The sequence below is a fragment of the Kocuria soli genome (genome assembly GCF_003797835.1).
Taxonomy (GTDB): Bacteria; Actinomycetota; Actinomycetes; order Actinomycetales; family Micrococcaceae; genus Kocuria; species Kocuria soli.
Genome location: NZ_RKMF01000004.1, coordinates 73,863 through 90,870, shown reverse-complemented (window position 1 = coordinate 90,870; position 17,008 = coordinate 73,863). Strand labels below are relative to the sequence as shown.

Here is a 17,008-nt window from a genome sequence, read left to right as displayed (position 1 = left end):
GAGCGGCAGTGGCCGGTGGTGCGGCCGCGGTGCGGCGACGCCGGTGGTCCCGGTTCATGCCTCCGGTCATCGCCATGCTCGCGATCATCGCCACCCTGGCCGGGATTCTGGTGCTGAACATCAAGGTCAGTGACGGGCAGTATCGACTGGTCGAGCTGCGCGCCCAGGAACGCTCCCTGGCGCAGGAGGCCGAAGCCCGCAATCAGGATCTGGAGTTCTACCAGGCGCCGCAGAACCTGGCGGTGTCGGCCCGGGACGAGGGCATGGTGCCCTCCACCTCTGAGGGCGTTGTGGATCTCAACTCCGGTGAGGTCAGCGGCGATCCCGTCCCGGCAGCCGAATCCGAGAACGACGAGATCCTCGTGGACCAACCCGTTCAGCGCGGCTCAGCTGCGGCCGATCGTGCTGCGGCCATCGCCCGCGAGCGTCGCGACGCGCTGCCCAATTCCCAGTCCGAGGCCGACGAGCAACTCGGGGCCGCCAATGAGGCCGAAGGCGACGTCGACCTCAACGGTGGGTCCATCCCGGCACCGCAACAACGCAAGCCCTCGGGCCAGACGGCATCCCCTTCTCCGAGCGGAGAGACGAATCAGGAAGCCGGCCAGCCCGGAACCGACCAGAACACAGACCAGAACGACGAGCAGAACGCCGACCAAGGCGCCAATGCTCAGGACAGCAATGCTCAGGACGGGGGCGCGCAATGAGCGACACACCCCAGCCGCCTTCGGACAACCCTGACCGGCACAGTGACTCCAGCGGATTCGCGCGCCTCACCAGCCGCCGCGAGTTCGTCGTCCTGCTGATCGGTCTTGCCTCCCTGGTTCTACTGGCGCTTCGCCTGGTCTGGGTCCAGGGCCTCGACCTGAGCGGGCGCGCGGCCAATGCCGAAAACGATCGGTTGCGGCACGAGGCACTTCCCGCGTTGCGGGGCGAGATCCTGGACCGCAACGGCTCGGTGTTGGCCCGCAGCATCCAGCGCTACGACATCGCGGTGGACCAGACACTCGTGGCGGACGTGACCGTGCGCCACCCGGACGGGACCTCGGAGACCACCACCGTCCTGGACGCGATCCGGAAACTGGCGGACATCCTCCACGTCAAGGACGACGACGTGAAAAACGCGCTGGACGGGGATGCCAACTTCGAATACCTGTACCGGGCGGCCACACCGGAGCAGTGGAACTCGATCCAAGATCTGCAACTGGGCTTCGTCACGGCTGAGCCCGTGTCCCAGCGCAGCTACCCGAACGGGCCTCTGGGGGGTTCAGTGGTCGGGTTCATCGGGGGCGACGACGAAGCCCTGGCCGGCATCGAGCTCTCCCAGGACGAGGTCCTGCGGGGGGAGGACGGCAGCCGGGTGTTCGAGATCAGCGCCGACGGCGTGCGCATTCCAGTGGCCCCGCACGACGAAACCCTGCCCGTTGACGGATCGAGCGTGCAGCTGACCCTCGATCGCGACGTCCAGTACTACGCACAGGAGGCCGTGGCGGCCCGGGCCAAGGAACTCGACGCGGAATGGGGGACCGCAGTGGTGCTCCGGGTCTCGGACGGCACCGTCCTGGCACTGGCCGACTCGTCGATGGTCGACCCCAACGAACCCGGCCGAACCGATGACGAAGGCGACTACTCCCCCCGCGCGGTCGCGGCCGCCGTCGAACCGGGTTCGACCCAGAAGACCCTGACCGCAGCCGCCGCGATCGACGAGGGCAAGATCGAACCCCTCAGCGAAGTGCCGGTGCCCGCAGAACTGACGATCGACGGTCAGACGTTCACGGACGCCTTCAACCACGGTGCGGAGGACAGGACGTTTGCGGGCGTGATCGCGGACTCCATGAACACCGGGACCGTGGAGGTGGGCAGCAAGCTCAGCGCGGAGCAGCGCCACAGCTGGCTCAAGAAATTCGGGGTTGGGGACGTGACCGGCATCGAGATCCCCGGTGAGACCCCGGGCTTGCTGGCGGACTGGACCGCGTGGGACGACCGCCAGCAGTACACCGTGCTCTTCGGCCAGGGCGTGTCCCAGTCGCCCCTGCGCACAGCCACGATCTTCCAGACCATGGGCAACGACGGCGTGCGCATCGAACCGCGCATCCTCCAAGCCGTGATCGACACCGAGGGGAACCGCACGGAGTCGGAGGCAGCCGAACCGGTGCGGGTGGTCTCGGCTGAAACGGCTCAGAAGGTGCGCGAGATCCTGGAGAGCGTGGTCACAGTCGGCGGTGCGCCCGAAGCGGCCGTGGACGGTTACCGGGTCGGTGGCAAGTCCGGTACGGCCGAAGCACCGGGAGAGCAGGGCGGCTACGACGGGTTCACGACCTCCTTCGCGGGGATCGGCCCGATCGAGGACCCCCAGTACGTGGTGGCCGTGACCCTGCAACGGCCCCAAGGCGACGTCCGTGAGATCGGCGCGGCAGGAGTGTTCAGCGAAATCATGGGCCAGGTGCTGAAGCACTACGGCGTGAGCCCGTCCGACAGCGAGCCGGAAGGGCTGCCCAAGTTCTTCGGAAAGGACGAGGGACGCAACGAGGATCCCGGTCAGACCTGACCGGTCGCGGTCGGGCTCCGGGAAGAACGCTCGGAGGGAAATGGTGGGGCGCGCTCACTGCTGCGCCACGCACCCGACCGGGGTCGCTAGACTCGGCTGCAGTCCGCAACGGTACTTCCCCGCCGTTTTGCCCCTCGGTGACGGGTGGGCGAAGTCCTGACCGGAGCCGAGTCCGTGCACAGACGGGCCGGGGGAGAGGCCGGTACACACGCCGGCAGCATGTCAGGAAGGACAACGTGGAGAGTATGGAGAACTCGCCGGAGATCACCACGGACGCAGCTTTGCTGCGGCCGGAAGGTGTGTCTTCGCTCGCGCTGGGGCAGTTGGCCTCATTGACGGGCGGGCAGCTTCTCCCCGGGCTGCAGGGCACGGGCGACGCCGCGGAACTCCGTGTCAGCGGTGTCAGCATCGACTCCCGTGCCATCCGACCGGGCGACCTCTATGCGGCCCTTCCGGGGGCACGTTTCCACGGTGCCGATTTCGCCGACGGAGCACGCAAAGCCGGCGCCGTCGCCGTTCTGACCGACCCCGACGGCGCCCGCATCCTGGGTGAGCAGGCCGCGTTGCCCGTCATCGTGGTCGAGGACCCGCGGGCGCAGCTCGGAGCGGTGGCCCGCACCGTCTACGGCTCGCAACCCCAGGACGGCACCGGCCTGGGCCTGTTCGGTGTGACGGGCACCAACGGCAAGACCACCACCACGTACTTCGTGAACTCGATCCTGCGGGCCCTGGGCGAGACGACGGGACTGATCGGAACCATCGAGATCCTGGCCGATGACCAGAAGATCCCGTCCAAGCTGACCACCCCCGAGGCCTCGACCGTGCACGCACTGCTGGCGGTCATGCGCGAATCCGGGATGACCGCGGCCTCCATGGAGGTCTCCTCCCACGCGATCGAGTTCGACCGGGTTGCCGGAGTCCGCTACGACGTCGCGGGGTTCACCAACCTGACGCAGGACCACCTGGACCTGCACGGAACCATGCAGGCCTACTTCGACGTCAAGGCGCGCCTGTTCACGCCGGAACGCACCGGCCGGGCCGTCGTCGTCGTCGCCGATGACGACGACGAGTGGGGCATCGCGATGGCCCGCCACGCCCGTGCGCAGCTCGGCGCGGACAACGTGGATGTGTTCGCCATGCGCGGTGGCGTGGTGGCCGACCGCGAGGGCGGCCCGCAGCGCCGCGGGGCCGACTGGACCCTGCATTCGATGACCCGGCGCGGTATCGGCCACGCCTTCGAGCTCGTGCACAGGGACGGGCGCAGCCTCCGGGTGAGCACGGGGTTGCCGGGCGAGTTCAACGTGGCGAACGCGGCCCTGGCCACCCTCATGGTCCTGGCTTCCGGGGTCGAACTCGACCTGCTGCAGCGCGTCCTGGACGAGCACGACCCCCTGACCACTGACGTCCCGGGCCGCATGCAGCTGATCGGGACGGAGCCCACGGCCGTGGTGGACTTCGCCCACAACCCGGACGCGTTGGCCCGTGCCCTGGCCGCCGTCGACCCGCCCGAGGGCAACGGCCGGGTCATTCTGGTCTTCGGTGCCACGGGCGACCGGGACAAGACCAAGCGGCCCCTCATGGGCGAGATCGCAGCCCGGGAGGCAGACGTCGTGATCATCAGCGACGACGACCCGCACGGGGAGGATCCCGCCGCGATCCGCGCCGAGGTGGCCGCCGGCGCCCACGCCTTGATCGAGTCCGGGCGGGCCCGGGCCGCGGAGGTCCACGAGATCTCGCCTCGCGCGGTCGCGATCCGCTCGGCGGTGCGCATGGCGGGCCGCGGGGACTCGGTGATCGTGGCCGGCCGCGGACACGAGACCGTTCAGGAAATCGCGGGCGTGGACCACCCCCTTGACGACCGCGCCGAGTTGCGCGCAGCGCTTGAAGACATGCAGGAAGGACGGTGGGAACACCAGTGATCCCACTCAACGCACGCCGAATCGCAGACATCACCGGAGGCGCCCTGCTGGGTCTCGACGGCGTCACCGACGCCGACCTGCCGGTGATCGACCACGTCACGACGGATTCCCGGGAGGTCGTGGACGGCACCCTGTTCGTGGCCAAGCCGGGGGAGGTGACCGACGGTCACCGGTTCGTCGGGACGGCGGTCGCCGCCGGTGCCAGGCTGGCTCTGGTGGAACGCCCGGTCCAGGACGACGACGGGCGTCCGTACCCGGCCGTCCAGGTTCCGGACGTGGTCGAAGCCATGGGAGCCCTGGCCTCGTGGGTGGTCAGCCACCTGCGAAGCCGCAACGACGTCAAGGTCGTCGGCGTGACCGGATCGGTGGGCAAGACCACCACCAAGGATCTCCTGCGGGCGATCTTCGAATCCGCGGGCCCCACGATCGCTCCCCGCGGGTCCTACAACGGTGAGGTCGGCGTGCCGCTCACGGTGTTCACCGCCACGGAGCAGACCCGGTACCTGGTCGTGGAGATGGGCGCGACCCACATCGGCAACATCGAGTACCTGTGCAAGATGGTGCGCCCCGACGTCGGCGTGGTGCTGTGCGTCGGGTCGGCCCACGCCGGGGAGTTCGGCGGCGTGGAGAACATCGCCGTGGCCAAGGGTGAACTCGTCGAAGCACTCGGGGGCGACGGCGTGGCGGTGCTCAACGAGGACGACCCCAGGGTTCGGGCCATGCACACCCGGACCCAGGCGCCGGTCGTGTTCTTCACCGCGGCCGAGGAAGCACCCTCGGGTGCCGACGAACCCCTGAAGGGTGCGCGCGTGCGCGCCACGGAGGTCACGACCGACGCCGACGGACATCCGAGCCTCACTCTGCACTTCCCCGACGGGTCGGAGCACCGGGTGGTCTCCGGACTGATCGGCGCCCACCACGTGAGCAACATCCTGGCCGCGGCGTCGGCCGCGTTCGTCTCGGGTATCCCGTCCGAGGACATCGCCGCCGTGCTGCGGAACCGCGGCGCGGGGAGCCGTTGGCGGATGGAACGCACCGAGCGGCCCGACGGCGTCACGATCATCAACGACGCCTACAACGCCAACCCGCAGTCCATGCGCGCGGCCCTGCAGACCCTGGTCGACCTCGGACGCCCCACGGACCAGCGACCTGCCCGGCGGACCTGGGCCGTCCTGGGTGGAATGCTCGAATTGGGGGACTCGTCCGTCGAGGAGCACGACGCGATCGGTCGCCAGGCCGTGCGCTTGAACATCTCCAAGCTGGTCGCCGTCGGAGACACGGCGCGGCCGGTCTACAACGCGGCCCACCTCGAGGGCTCCTGGGGCAACGAGGCCACCTGGGTGGAGGACGCCGACGCCGCGGAGGAACTGCTGGCCCGCGAACTGGCTCCCGGGGACATCGTGCTCTTCAAGTCCTCCAACGCCTCCGGACTCAAGATCCTGGGCGACAAGGTCGCGGCCGCCGAGCCAACGGCGACCCGAGACCCCGCGGCGACGAACGACACCTCCGCAGCCGGTGACCACTGGCTGTCCGCCGGCGACTTCGTCAACGCCGATCCCAAAGCCGAACGGAAGGGGGAGAGCGCGTGATCCAGATCCTCGTCGCCTCCCTGCTGGGCCTTGTCCTCTCGATCTTCGGCACCCCGGCGTTCATCAAGTTCCTCGAACGCCAGGGTTACGGACAGTTCATCCGGGAGGACGGTCCCTCCAGTCACCAGACCAAGCGCGGCACACCGACCATGGGCGGGGTGACGATCCTGGGTGCCGCCACGGTGGCCTACCTGATCTCGCACCTCGTCGTCGGGCTCTCCACGGGCCAGTGGACCGGACCCACCGTCTCGGGTCTGCTCGCGCTGTTCCTCATGCTCGGCATGGGCTTCGTGGGCGCGATCGATGACTTCACCAAGATCACCAAGAAGCAGAACCTGGGACTGACGCCCAAGGGCAAGATCCTGCTGCAGGGCCTGATCGGTTCCGTGTTCGCGATCCTGGCGCTGTTGTTCCCGGACGAGGACGGCAAGACCCCCGCCTCCACGGTGGTGTCCCTGACCCGGGACATCCCCGAGCTGGACATGGGCTTCACGCAGCTGCGCGGCGGGCTCGTCGAGGCCCTGACCTCCGGTCGCCCGGTGATCCTGGTGATCATCGGCGTGCTGCTGTTCGTGGTGTGGGTCAACCTCATCGCCACGGCCACGACCAACGCCGTGAACCTGACCGACGGGCTGGACGGGCTGGCCACCGGAGCTGCGATCTTCGTGTTCTCCGGCTACATGCTCATCAGCCTGTGGCAGAGCGGGCACGAGTGCGGTGATCCGATGGGTCCCGCCAGCAACGGGCTGTGCTACACCGTGCGGGACCCCTCCGACATCGCCGTGTTGGCCGCCGCCCTGATCGGTGCGCTGATCGGGTTCCTGTGGTGGAACACCTCGCCGGCCAAGATCTTCATGGGGGACACGGGGTCCCTGGGACTGGGCGGTGCCCTGGCGGCCTGCGCCGTGCTGACCCACACCGAGCTGCTCCTGGTGCTCATCGCCGGCCTGTTCGTGGTGATCACGATTTCGGTGATCCTGCAGGTGGGGTGGTTCAAGATCTCCGGCGGCAAGCGCATCTTCAAGATGGCACCCCTGCAACACCACTTCGAACTCAAGGGCTGGCAGGAAGTCACGGTCGTAGTCCGCTTCTGGATCATCGCCGGGCTCTTCGTGGCCGTCGCCCTGGCCGTGTTCTACGGCGAATGGCTGATCTCGAACGGAGGCACCTTCCGGTGATCCCTTCCCACAACGCAAACCCCCTCCTGGACGATCCGCGGCTGGAATCACTGACCAGCTGGGACGCGGACTGGGGTGGTCTGCGCGTCGTCGTCGTCGGTATCGGGATCTCCGGGTTCGCGGCCGCCGACACCCTGATCGAGCTGGGTGCCCGCGTCGTGGTCGTGGACGGCAAGGACACGGAGGAGACCCGGGCCAAGGCGGAGACGCTCAAGATCGTGGGCGCGGCGGAGGTCCTGCTCGGCGAGCAGGCCATGACCTCCCTGCCCACGGTGGACGGGCAACCCGCGGAACTCGTGGTCACCTCGCCCGGCCTGCGGCCCGACCAGTCCCTGCTGGCGGATGCCGTGGCGAACAAGGTGCAGATCTGGGGCGACGTCGAGCTGGCCTGGCGGATCCGCACCCGGGAAGGCCGGAAGACCGCCGAGTGGGTCTGCATCACCGGGACCAACGGCAAGACGACGACGGTCCAGATGACGGAGGCCATGCTTCAGGCGGGCGATCTCAAGGCGATCGCGGTCGGCAACGTGGGGACCCCGATCCTGGACGCCCTGCGGGACCCCGTCGACTACGACCTCCTGGCCGTCGAACTGTCCAGCTTCCAGCTGCACTGGCAGTACTCGGTTTCCCCCCTTGCCGCCGTGTGCCTGAACGTGGCCGAGGACCACGTCGACTGGCACGGCGGTTTCGAGGAGTACGTCGCGGACAAGTCCCGGATCTACGAGCACTGCAAGGTGGCCGCGATCTTCAACGTGGCCGATGACCGCACCCTGCGGATGGTCGAGGAAGCGGACGTGATCGAGGGCTGCCGAGCCATCGGCTTCACGGCGGGGCACCCCGAACCCTCCATGCTCGGCGTGGTGGAGGACCTGCTGGTCGACCGTGCGTTCCTGGACGACCGGCGGAACCAGGCGCTGGAACTCGCCGCCGTCACGGACATCAAACCCGTTCCGACCGTCCACGGCGTGGCCAACGCCCTGGCCGCCGCGGCACTGGCCCGCGCGGCGGGAGTCGACGCGGACAAGGTGGGCGACGGGCTGCGGGCCTTCGAACCCGGCGCGCACCGCATCCAACCGGTGGCCAAGACCAACGGGGTCCTGTGGATCAACGACACCAAGGCCACCAACCCGCACGCCGCCAACGCGTCCCTGTCTGCCTTCGAGCCCGTGGTCTGGATCGCCGGCGGGCTGTCCAAGGGCACGGACTCCCACGAGCTGGTGGCCAAGCACGCGGGACGCCTGCGCGCCGTGGTGCTGATCGGCACGGACAACCAGAACCTGCTCGACGCCCTCGAGCAGTCGGCACCGGGGGTTCCCGTGATTCCCGCCGCCTCCCCGGAGACGGACGTCCACGACGGCGACGCCGTCATGGCAATGGCCGTGCAGGAAGCTCACCGCGTGGCGGTGGACGGCGACACGGTCCTGCTGGCCCCCGCCGCCGCCTCCATGGACCAGTTCCGGGACTACGTACACCGTGGCGAGGCCTTCACCGCAAGTGTCGCTGACCTCGTGGAGCGCCTGTCGTGAGTCCTCGGGGCCGTGCACGCACCCGGGCGGTCAGCGCCGTCCGGCACCCTGACCACGCCACCGAGCGGGCCCCCCGGCAGGAGCACTCACCGGTCGGTGAGGGTCTGCTGCGTCGGCTCCGGGACTGGATCCAGGACGGGCCCCTGGTGCACTCGTACTACGCCCTGGCCATCAGTGCGATTCTGCTCTTCTCCGTGGGCGGGATGATGGTGCTCTCGGCCTCGGCCGTCGAGTCCATTTCCGCGGACCGTTCGGCGTTCTTCTACTTCCTGCGCCAGATCATGTTCGGTGTGGCGGGTGTTGTGCTGATGTTCGCGTTGTCCCTGGTGCCCTCCAGGACCTACGAACGGTTCGCGCCCCTGGCGTTCGGGATCTCCAGCGCGTTGGTCTTCCTGGTCATCCCGCTGGGCGTGGAGGTCAACGGCAACAAGAACTGGCTCAACATCGGCGGGTTCACACTCCAGCCCTCGGAGGCCGCCAAACTCGGCGTCGCTCTCATGCTGGGATGGCACTTCGCCCGCAGCGCGCATCGGTTCCGCGAGTACAAGGACTACCTGTGGCCCTCCTTGGGGATCGTGGGAATCCCGGTCGGCTTCGTCGCGCTGGGTGGTGACATCGGAACCGTCGTGATCTTCGGCTTGATCTACCTGGCCGCCCTGATCCTGATCGGCACGCCGTGGAAACTCTTCGGCATGCTCTTCGGGGCGGTGGCCGTCCTCGGCGCCCTCGCCGTCATCATCGCCCCGCACCGGATGGAGCGGATGACGGGCTGGTTCACGGGGGAATGCGACGTCAGCGGTGCCTGCTGGCAGGCCCAACAAGGGCTGGCCGCACTGGCCACGGGAGGCTGGTGGGGCGTCGGACTGGGCCAGTCCCGCTCCAAGTACAACTACGTGCCGGAGGCCCACAACGACTACATCTTCGCGATCATCGGCGAGGAACTGGGCCTGATCGGCACCGTCCTGATCCTCGTGCTGTTCGTGGTCATGGGAGTGGCCATGGCCCGGGTGCTGTTGCGGACCACCTCGACCTTCGAACGCGTGGTCACCGGCAGTGTCCTGACCTGGCTCATCGGTCAGGCCTTCGTGAACATCGGCATGGTCACAGGTGCCCTCCCCGTGATCGGCGTCCCGCTCCCGTTCATCAGCTACGGTGGTTCCTCCCTTCTCATGTGTCTTGCGGCGGTGGGCGTGGTGATGTCCTTCACCCGCTACACCCGCGCCGGTTCCCGGACCTCCGGTCCGCCACGTGACGAGGTTGAAGACCACCACGACGGGGAGGCTCTCCTGCCGGAGCACGAGATGCCCGGCAACGTTCGCCGCCTTCCCTCCAGGGCAGAGAGGAACCCATGAACCCTCAGGAACAGCCACGGTCCCAGGACGCGGGTGCAACTCCCGACCGTTCCGCCGGTGGTCCCTCGGTCGTGATTGCGGGTGGTGGAACGGCGGGACACATCTCGCCCCTGTTGGCCATCGCCCGGGCCGTCCTGGACCAGGAACCCAACGCCCGGGTCACCGCCGTGGGCACGGCTGCCGGGATGGAGACCCGCTTGGTCCCCGCCGCGGGCCTGTCGTTGGAGACCATTGACCGGGTGCCGCTGCCCCGGAAACCCTCCCCGGACCTGCTCAAGCTGCCCGTTCGTCTGCGGCGCGCGATCCGCCAGGCCGGAGACATCATCGACGGCGCCGGGGCCGACGTCGTCGTCGGCGTGGGTGGGTACGTGTGCACCCCCATGTACCTTGCCGCCAAACGCCGCGGTGTCCCCGTCGTCATTCACGAGGCCAACGCCCGTCCCGGCATCGCCAACCGGGTGGGTGCGCGCTCGGCGGCCGTCGTCGCGGCGGCATTCCCCGACACCCCGCTGCAGGGTGCGCGCACCGTCGGGATGCCCATGCGCAAGGAGATCTCCCAGCTCGACCGGGCCGCTCGACGGGCCGAGGCCAGGCGAGAACTCGGGCTCGATCCGGAGAAACCCACGGTGATCGTCACGGGCGGGTCCTCCGGTGCGCTCTCGATGAACCGCACCGTCGCCCGTGTTGCGGGCGAGATCGCGGCTTCCGGGGCCCAACTGCTGCACATCACGGGGCGCAACAAGCAGGTGCTCGACGACGCCGGGAAGCTGTTGACGGCTGAGGGCTACACGCAGGTCGAGTACGTGGACGGGATGGAGAACGTCTACGCGGCCGCCGACCTGCTGGTGGCCCGCTCCGGCGCTGCCACGGTCTCGGAAGTCGCCGCCGTGGGACTGCCCGCCGTTTTCGTTCCCTTGCCGATCGGCAACGGCGAACAGGCGCTCAACGCCAAGTCCTTGGTGGCCTCCGGCGCCGCCAGACTGGTCGAAGACGCGGCATTCACCCCCGAATGGTTCCGTGACAACATTCTTCCCCTCATCTCCGACGGCCCCGCGCTGGCGGCGATGTCCGAAGCCGCCCAGGGCGCCGGTGTGCGAGACGCCGACCGGACCATGGCGCGGCTGATCCTGCAGGAGGCACGCGCGTGAACACCCAGCCATCCCAAGAGACCCCCGACGGCGCAGGGCAGGTCGATTCCGCACCTACGGCACCCGTGGGCGTCGACACCGACCCGCGGGACCTCGGCCGCACGCACCTGATCGGTATCGGCGGTGCCGGCATGTCGGCGGTGGCCCGCCTCCTGCTGGCCCACGGTGTGACCGTGTCCGGCTCGGACGCACAGGAGTCCATGGGCCTCGCGCACCTGCGGGAACAGGGTGCGGCGGTCGTCGTCGGGCAGCGGGCGGAGAACGTCCACGACGTGGACACGGTCGTGGTGTCCACCGCGATTCGGGAGACCAACCCCGAGTTGGCCACCGCACGGGAACGGGGGCTCACTGTCGTCCACCGTTCCGACGCCCTTGCCGTGAGCATGCACGGGTCCCAGGTGGTCGCCGTGGCCGGAACGCACGGAAAGACCACGACCAGTTCGATGATCGCCGTCATGCTGGAAGCGGCCGGCGTCCAGCCCTCGTGGGCGATCGGTGCCCACGTCGCGGACCTCGGCGCCAACGCCGCGCTCGGGCACGGCGCGTGGTTCGTGGCGGAGGCCGACGAGTCCGACGGGTCCTTCCTCAAGTACGCGCCGACCGTCGCGGTGGTCACGAACATCGAACCGGACCACCTGGACCACTACGGCTCCACGGAGGAGTTCTTCCAGGCCTTCGACGACTTCACCGCCACCATGCGTCCGGGCGGAACCCTGGTGGCCTGTCAGGACGACGCCGGCTCGCGCGAGCTGGCGCGCCGGACACGGGACGCCGGAGCCCGAGTGCTCACGTACGGCACCGATCCCACCTCGGACATCTCCATCCAGGAGATCGAGTCCCACGGCCTCGGCACCTCCGCCACCCTGTCGGTGGGAGAAGGTGCCGATGCCCGACGGCACCGGATGGCCCTGGCGGTACCGGGGGAGCACAACGTGCTGAATGCAGCCGCGGCTTTCGCGGTGTCCTCGGCCGTGGGCATACCTGCCGAGGAAGCGCTGCGCGGCCTGACGGGCTTCCACGGGTCGGCCCGCCGTTTCGACCTCAAGGGCGAGGGGAACGGGGTGCGGGTCTTCGACGACTACGCCCATCACCCGACCGAGGTCGCCGCTGCGCTCACGGCAGCCCGCAAGGTGGCCGGGGAGCACAAGGTCCTGGCCCTGTTCCAGCCTCACCTGTTCTCGCGCACGCAGGCCTTTGCAGGGGAGTTTGCGCAGGCCTTGCAGATCGCGGATCGCGCGTGGGTGCTCCCGGTCTTCGCCGCGCGCGAGGACCCCGTTCCGGGGGTGAGTTCGGCCTTGATCACGGACGCGGGTGGCGCGACGGTCGTCGCGGCAGCTCAGCCGGAGGATGCCGTGCGAGAGATCGCCCAGGCCGCCGCGCCCGGTGACCTGGTCCTGACCATCGGTGCGGGCGACGTCACAGTCCACGGCCCGCGTCTAGTGGAGGCCTTGGCCGAGGGCCGGACGTCGGGGGATGCGGAGCCTTCGTCCTGATGCCCGGGGGAGAACGGCCGGGCCGTCCCCGGGCTTCCGGGGCGACCTCCACGGGGAAGACCCGGGTCAAGGTCAACGACGGGTCCAAGGTCTCGGAACTGGACAGTGAACGGTTCGAGGAGGTCCCCACGGGCGGAGGGCGGTTCAGTGCCTGGCGCCGTACCGTTCAGACCCAGTCGGGGCGGGAACCCGGTCAGCGCCGTGCCCCCGCGGGGCTTTCGGCCGAGGCCCGTAAGGCAGGACGGCGCCGTCGGACGCTCGGTGCGGTCGCTGCGGCGCTCCTGCTGGCGTTGCTGCTGGTCTTCGTCGTGTTCTTCTCGCCGCTGTTCGCGGTCCGGTCCATCGACGTCGAAGGGGCCCGCCTGACGGACGCCGACGAGGTCCGGGACCACCTGAGCCAGTTCGAGGGCGTGCCCATGACCAGGATCTCAGAACGAGACGTCATGGACAGCCTGGGGTCTCTGCCCCAGGTCAGGTCCGTGCACATCTCGACCCTTCCCGACGGGCACCTGGTGGTCGAGTTGACCGAGCGGGTTCCAGTGGCGGCCGTCGAGGACGGCGACAAGGGCTGGTCGCTCGTGGACCAGGACGGCACGGTGTTGCGGACGGTCGAGGACCGTGCGGAGGTCCAGGTCCCCGTCATCGAAGGCGGTACGGACGTCCTGGGAACCGAGAGCTTCGACTCCGTGGCGGGAGTGCTGTCCACGCTTCCGTCGTCGTTGCTCGAGCAGGTGAACTCCGCGAAGGCGGAGTCGGACTCGACCGTTGAACTCGAACTGGACGGCGGTGTCACCGCTCGGTGGGGTGATTCCACGCGCGGGAACCTCAAGGCGGAGGTCTTGGCGCAGCTGGTGGACGCGCGCGAGCAGACCGGGGCCGTCAACGTGTACGACGTGTCCTCCCCGGAGCATCCCGTCCTCGAATGACGTCAAGTTTGAGGCAAACCTTGAGGCTTGGAACGGAAAATGACCGCATGCGACCTTCAACACGCCCCCGCGTATCCGTTCGAGCGAAATCCCATTGCTAGTCTTTGGCGTGGAATAAAGAGATGAGCCACATCGACCGGCAGTCCAACACTGAACCACCACTTGAAGGTTAAGAAATGTTGGCAGCGGTTGACGGTCTCACCGGAAGCAGCCCGTTCGGCCCCCACGCGGGCGGACCCCCGAAGCGAAACAGGTGATCATGGACACCACGACTCCCCAGAACTACCTGGCCGTCATCAAGGTTGTCGGCATTGGCGGTGGCGGCGTTAACGCCGTGAACCGCATGATCGAAGAAGGTTTGCGCGGTGTCGAGTTCATCGCGATCAACACGGACGCCCAGGCGCTGCTGATGTCGGATGCCGACGTCAAGCTCGACGTCGGACGCGAGTTGACCCGTGGCCTGGGCGCCGGGGCCAACCCCGACGTCGGACGTCAGGCCGCTGAGGATCACCAGGAGGAGATCGAGGAGGTCCTCAAGGGCGCCGACATGGTGTTCGTGACCGCAGGTGAGGGTGGTGGCACCGGTACCGGTGGCGCCCCCGTGATCGCCCGGATTGCTCGTTCCCTGGGTGCTCTGACCATCGGTGTGGTCACGCGTCCCTTCACTTTCGAAGGTCGCCGTCGTTCCAACCAGGCCGAGAACGGCATCGAGACCCTTCGTGACGAGGTCGACACCCTGATCGTCATCCCGAACGATCGTCTACTGTCCATCTCGGACCGCAACGTGTCCATGCTCGATGCGTTCAAGTCCGCGGACCAGGTGCTCCTCTCCGGTGTGCAGGGCATCACCGACCTGATCACCACCCCGGGCCTGATCAACCTCGACTTCGCCGACGTCAAGTCGGTCATGCAGGGTGCCGGTTCGGCGCTCATGGGCATCGGCTCGGCCCAGGGCGAGGACCGGGCGGTCAAGGCCGCCGAGCTCGCGATCGCTTCGCCGCTGCTCGAAGCGTCGATCGACGGCGCCCACGGCGTCCTGCTGTCCATCCAGGGTGGCTCGGACCTCGGCCTGTTCGAGATCAACGAGGCCGCCCGCCTGGTCCAGGAAGTGGCCCACCCGGAGGCGAACATCATCTTCGGCGCCGTGATCGACGACGCGCTGGGCGACCAGGCTCGCGTCACCGTGATCGCCGCCGGTTTCGATTCCGTGTCGCCTGAGACGAACGCCAACAACACCTCTGCGGCAGCTCAGCAGGCCGCCTCCACCCGTGCCGCCTTCGGCTCCGGTGCCGGTCAGCCCGCCGACCTGGGCCGTGGCCCGCAGCGCGGCGGCCAGTCCGCTCCGAACCGGTCCGGCAACGGCTCCGGCTGGGGTGGGCAGAGCACCAGCAACGACGACGTCCCGGACGACGCCGGTTTCGACGTGGACCTCCCGGCCGAGCAGGACACGGTCAAGGGTTCCTCGAACCGCAAGGACTCCCTGGATTTCCCGGATTTCCTGAAGTGATCTCGGGGAGGTCGGTCCTTCGCCCCGCCGGGTGACGGACCGGGTGGAAGACCGACCTCACGCGCCCGAACCGGGTAACCACGACCGTGGCCGGAGACGATTGTCGTCTCCGGCCACGGTCGTTCCGTCTCGAGGCCGCACGACCGGCCTCAGCTGGTGGTTAGGATCGAAGCATGTACTGGTATCGCGGAGAACTCGGGGCGGCGCGGGTCGCATTCACGGACCGGGAACTCGGCAATCTCGCCCTCCACGTCCCAGACGACGCGGACGCCGTACGTCGTCGGCGACTGCGCCTGGAAGACGATCTGGGTGTCGAGCCAGGCTCCCTTCTCTTCCTGGACCAGGTTCACGGAACGCGCGTGGCGGACGCGGACGATCCGGATCTCGGCACTGCCCCCACGGCCGACGCCGCCGTGTCCACCACGGGTCGTCCACTGGCCGTAATGGTGGCCGACTGTGTCCCGGTCCTGTTCGAGGGGACCGACCCGCTCACGCCGGACCTGTCCGTGACCGCCGTGGCGCATGCCGGCCGCAACGGACTTCTCGAGGGGGTCCTGGAAGCAACGGTGCAGACCATGCGCGCCCGAGGGGCCACGACCGTCCGCGCCGTCGTCGGTCCGTGTGTGTGTGGTTCCTGCTACGAGGTCCCCGAGGACATGGCCGCGGACGCCGAGCGTCGGCTGCCCGGCATCCGGTCGACCACGGCCCGGGGAACCTCCGGCCTGGACCTTCCGGCGGCGGTCGTGAGGGAACTCAAGCGTCTCGACGTGGTCGTCACGCGTCCGGTCGGCGAGGACGGTCCCGCCTGCACCTTGGAGAATCAAGCGCTGTCCTCTCACCGGCGTGACCCGGGCAGCGGACGTATCGTCGGCGTCGTCGTCGGCGCGCAGATGCCGACGGACGCGGTGGCCCGCGCACCGCACGCGGTCCAGGGAGGTGGCCACAGTGACTGAGTCGGAAAACAGCACTGAGTCGGCGAACAGCACTGAGTCGGAAAACAGCGCGGTGGAGGACGCCCGGACCCATGAACTCCGAGGCAACCTCGAACGACTTCGGGAGCGCCTTTCAGCGGCCGAGAACGATCGACACGTGGGGACCGGGCCGGTCGACCTGATCGCCGTGACCAAGTTCTTCCCCGCCCAGGACGTGCAGCGGCTGCTGGACGTGGGCGTGCGTGACGTGGGGGAGAACCGCGACCAGGAAGCCGCCGAGAAGGCGCGCTCGGTCCCCGATGCGACGTGGCATTTCATCGGACAGCTCCAGTCCAAGAAATCCACCTCGGTGGTCCGTTACGCCTCGCGCGTGCACTCCGTGGATCGCATGTCGTTGGTCACAGCACTCGGCAAGGCTGTGCGCAACCACCGGGCGGCGGTCGCCGAAGGCCAGGCACAGGGTGGACCCTGTACCGAAGGTGACCTCGACTGTCTGGTCCAGGTCTCGCTCGACGACTCCGAGGGTCGCGGAGGTGTGCGTCCCGTTGACCTGGCGGCCCTGGCCGATGCCGTCGCCGCCGAGGAGGGCCTCCGGTTGGGCGGCGTCATGGCCGTCGCCCCGCTGGGCAGCGCGCCCGAGCCCGCGTTCGAGCGCCTCCACGGCTACGCACAGCAGCTGCGGGAACAGCACCCGTCCGCCACCCAGATATCCGCCGGAATGAGCGCGGATTTGGAAGCGGCCGTACGGTGGGGCTCCACCCACGTGCGGGTCGGTTCCGGTATTCTCGGTGCGCGTCCGGTGGGCTGATCCAGCGCGTGCGCGGCCGCCCGCAGGGTGAGCACCGCAGCCGGAGGTCCACCGCCCGGAACCATCGTCCACCGACCTCAACCGT

General features: G+C 68.7%; 13 protein-coding genes. All 13 read left to right on the top strand.

What is annotated here, in order from left to right; all coding sequences use genetic code 11:
* Nucleotides 1-56 precede the first annotated feature (56 nt).
* The 13 genes from EDL96_RS04240 (at nucleotide 57) to EDL96_RS04180 (ending at nucleotide 16,923) form a co-directional block, all read left to right on the top strand.
* Nucleotides 57-704: a hypothetical protein gene (locus tag EDL96_RS04240; RefSeq protein ID WP_123824579.1), complete on the top strand. Its 648-nt coding sequence runs from the start codon at nucleotides 57-59 to the stop codon at nucleotides 702-704.
* Nucleotides 701-2,545 carry a peptidoglycan D,D-transpeptidase FtsI family protein gene (locus EDL96_RS04235; RefSeq protein ID WP_123824578.1) on the top strand — a complete coding sequence of 615 codons (1,845 nt, stop codon included), beginning with the start codon at nucleotides 701-703 and terminating at the stop codon, nucleotides 2,543-2,545. Before EDL96_RS04240 ends, EDL96_RS04235 begins: the two co-directional genes overlap by 4 nt.
* A gap of 245 nt (nucleotides 2,546-2,790) precedes the next feature.
* On the top strand, nucleotides 2,791-4,464 hold the full coding sequence (locus tag EDL96_RS04230; RefSeq protein WP_123824667.1) for a UDP-N-acetylmuramoyl-L-alanyl-D-glutamate--2,6-diaminopimelate ligase: 1,674 nt from the start codon (nucleotides 2,791-2,793) through the stop codon (nucleotides 4,462-4,464).
* Nucleotides 4,461-6,053 carry a UDP-N-acetylmuramoyl-tripeptide--D-alanyl-D-alanine ligase gene (locus EDL96_RS04225; protein WP_123824577.1) on the top strand — a complete coding sequence of 531 codons (1,593 nt, stop codon included), beginning with the start codon at nucleotides 4,461-4,463 and terminating at the stop codon, nucleotides 6,051-6,053. Before EDL96_RS04230 ends, EDL96_RS04225 begins: the two co-directional genes overlap by 4 nt.
* Entirely contained in the window at nucleotides 6,050-7,231 is a 1,182-nt protein-coding gene (gene mraY / locus EDL96_RS04220) for a phospho-N-acetylmuramoyl-pentapeptide-transferase (RefSeq protein WP_123824576.1), read from the top strand. Before EDL96_RS04225 ends, mraY begins: the two co-directional genes overlap by 4 nt.
* On the top strand, nucleotides 7,228-8,757 hold the full coding sequence (gene murD / locus EDL96_RS04215; protein ID WP_233568674.1) for a UDP-N-acetylmuramoyl-L-alanine--D-glutamate ligase: 1,530 nt from the start codon (nucleotides 7,228-7,230) through the stop codon (nucleotides 8,755-8,757). Before mraY ends, murD begins: the two co-directional genes overlap by 4 nt.
* Nucleotides 8,754-10,109, top strand: a complete 1,356-nt coding sequence (gene ftsW, locus EDL96_RS04210; RefSeq protein WP_233568673.1) for a putative lipid II flippase FtsW — start codon at nucleotides 8,754-8,756, stop codon at nucleotides 10,107-10,109. The genes murD and ftsW overlap by 4 nt, the downstream gene beginning before the upstream one ends.
* Nucleotides 10,106-11,257 (top strand): undecaprenyldiphospho-muramoylpentapeptide beta-N-acetylglucosaminyltransferase, encoded by a 1,152-nt coding sequence (gene murG, locus EDL96_RS04205; RefSeq protein ID WP_123824574.1) that lies wholly within the window; start codon nucleotides 10,106-10,108, stop codon nucleotides 11,255-11,257. Before ftsW ends, murG begins: the two co-directional genes overlap by 4 nt.
* Nucleotides 11,258-11,322: 65 nt before the next feature.
* A complete protein-coding gene (gene murC, locus EDL96_RS04200; protein WP_123824665.1) occupies nucleotides 11,323-12,750 on the top strand; it encodes a UDP-N-acetylmuramate--L-alanine ligase in 1,428 nt (475 codons plus the stop codon).
* Nucleotides 12,750-13,676, top strand: coding sequence for a cell division protein FtsQ/DivIB (locus EDL96_RS04195; protein WP_123824573.1), 927 nt, complete (start codon nucleotides 12,750-12,752; stop codon nucleotides 13,674-13,676). The genes murC and EDL96_RS04195 overlap by 1 nt, the downstream gene beginning before the upstream one ends.
* 259 nt (nucleotides 13,677-13,935) lie before the next feature.
* Nucleotides 13,936-15,183, top strand: coding sequence for a cell division protein FtsZ (gene ftsZ / locus EDL96_RS04190; RefSeq protein ID WP_123824572.1), 1,248 nt, complete (start codon nucleotides 13,936-13,938; stop codon nucleotides 15,181-15,183).
* A 173-nt stretch (nucleotides 15,184-15,356) separates the two neighbouring features.
* Complete coding sequence (locus EDL96_RS04185) at nucleotides 15,357-16,136, top strand: polyphenol oxidase family protein (RefSeq protein WP_123824571.1); 780 nt, start codon at nucleotides 15,357-15,359, stop codon at nucleotides 16,134-16,136.
* Nucleotides 16,129-16,923, top strand: a complete 795-nt coding sequence (locus tag EDL96_RS04180; protein WP_123824570.1) for a YggS family pyridoxal phosphate-dependent enzyme — start codon at nucleotides 16,129-16,131, stop codon at nucleotides 16,921-16,923. Before EDL96_RS04185 ends, EDL96_RS04180 begins: the two co-directional genes overlap by 8 nt.
* The last annotated feature ends 85 nt before the right edge of the window (nucleotides 16,924-17,008 follow it).

Excerpts from the sequence above, each read along its gene's own strand:
- EDL96_RS04240 (WP_123824579.1), top strand. The coding sequence starts at position 57 with ATGCCTCCGGTCATCGCCATGCTCGCGATCATCGCCACCCTGGCCGGG.
- EDL96_RS04235 (WP_123824578.1), top strand. The coding sequence starts at position 701 with ATGAGCGACACACCCCAGCCGCCTTCGGACAACCCTGACCGGCACAGT.
- EDL96_RS04230 (WP_123824667.1), top strand. The coding sequence starts at position 2,791 with ATGGAGAACTCGCCGGAGATCACCACGGACGCAGCTTTGCTGCGGCCG.
- murG (WP_123824574.1), top strand. The coding sequence starts at position 10,106 with ATGAACCCTCAGGAACAGCCACGGTCCCAGGACGCGGGTGCAACTCCC.
- EDL96_RS04195 (WP_123824573.1), top strand. The coding sequence starts at position 12,750 with ATGCCCGGGGGAGAACGGCCGGGCCGTCCCCGGGCTTCCGGGGCGACC.
- ftsZ (WP_123824572.1), top strand. The coding sequence starts at position 13,936 with ATGGACACCACGACTCCCCAGAACTACCTGGCCGTCATCAAGGTTGTC.
- EDL96_RS04185 (WP_123824571.1), top strand. The coding sequence starts at position 15,357 with ATGTACTGGTATCGCGGAGAACTCGGGGCGGCGCGGGTCGCATTCACG.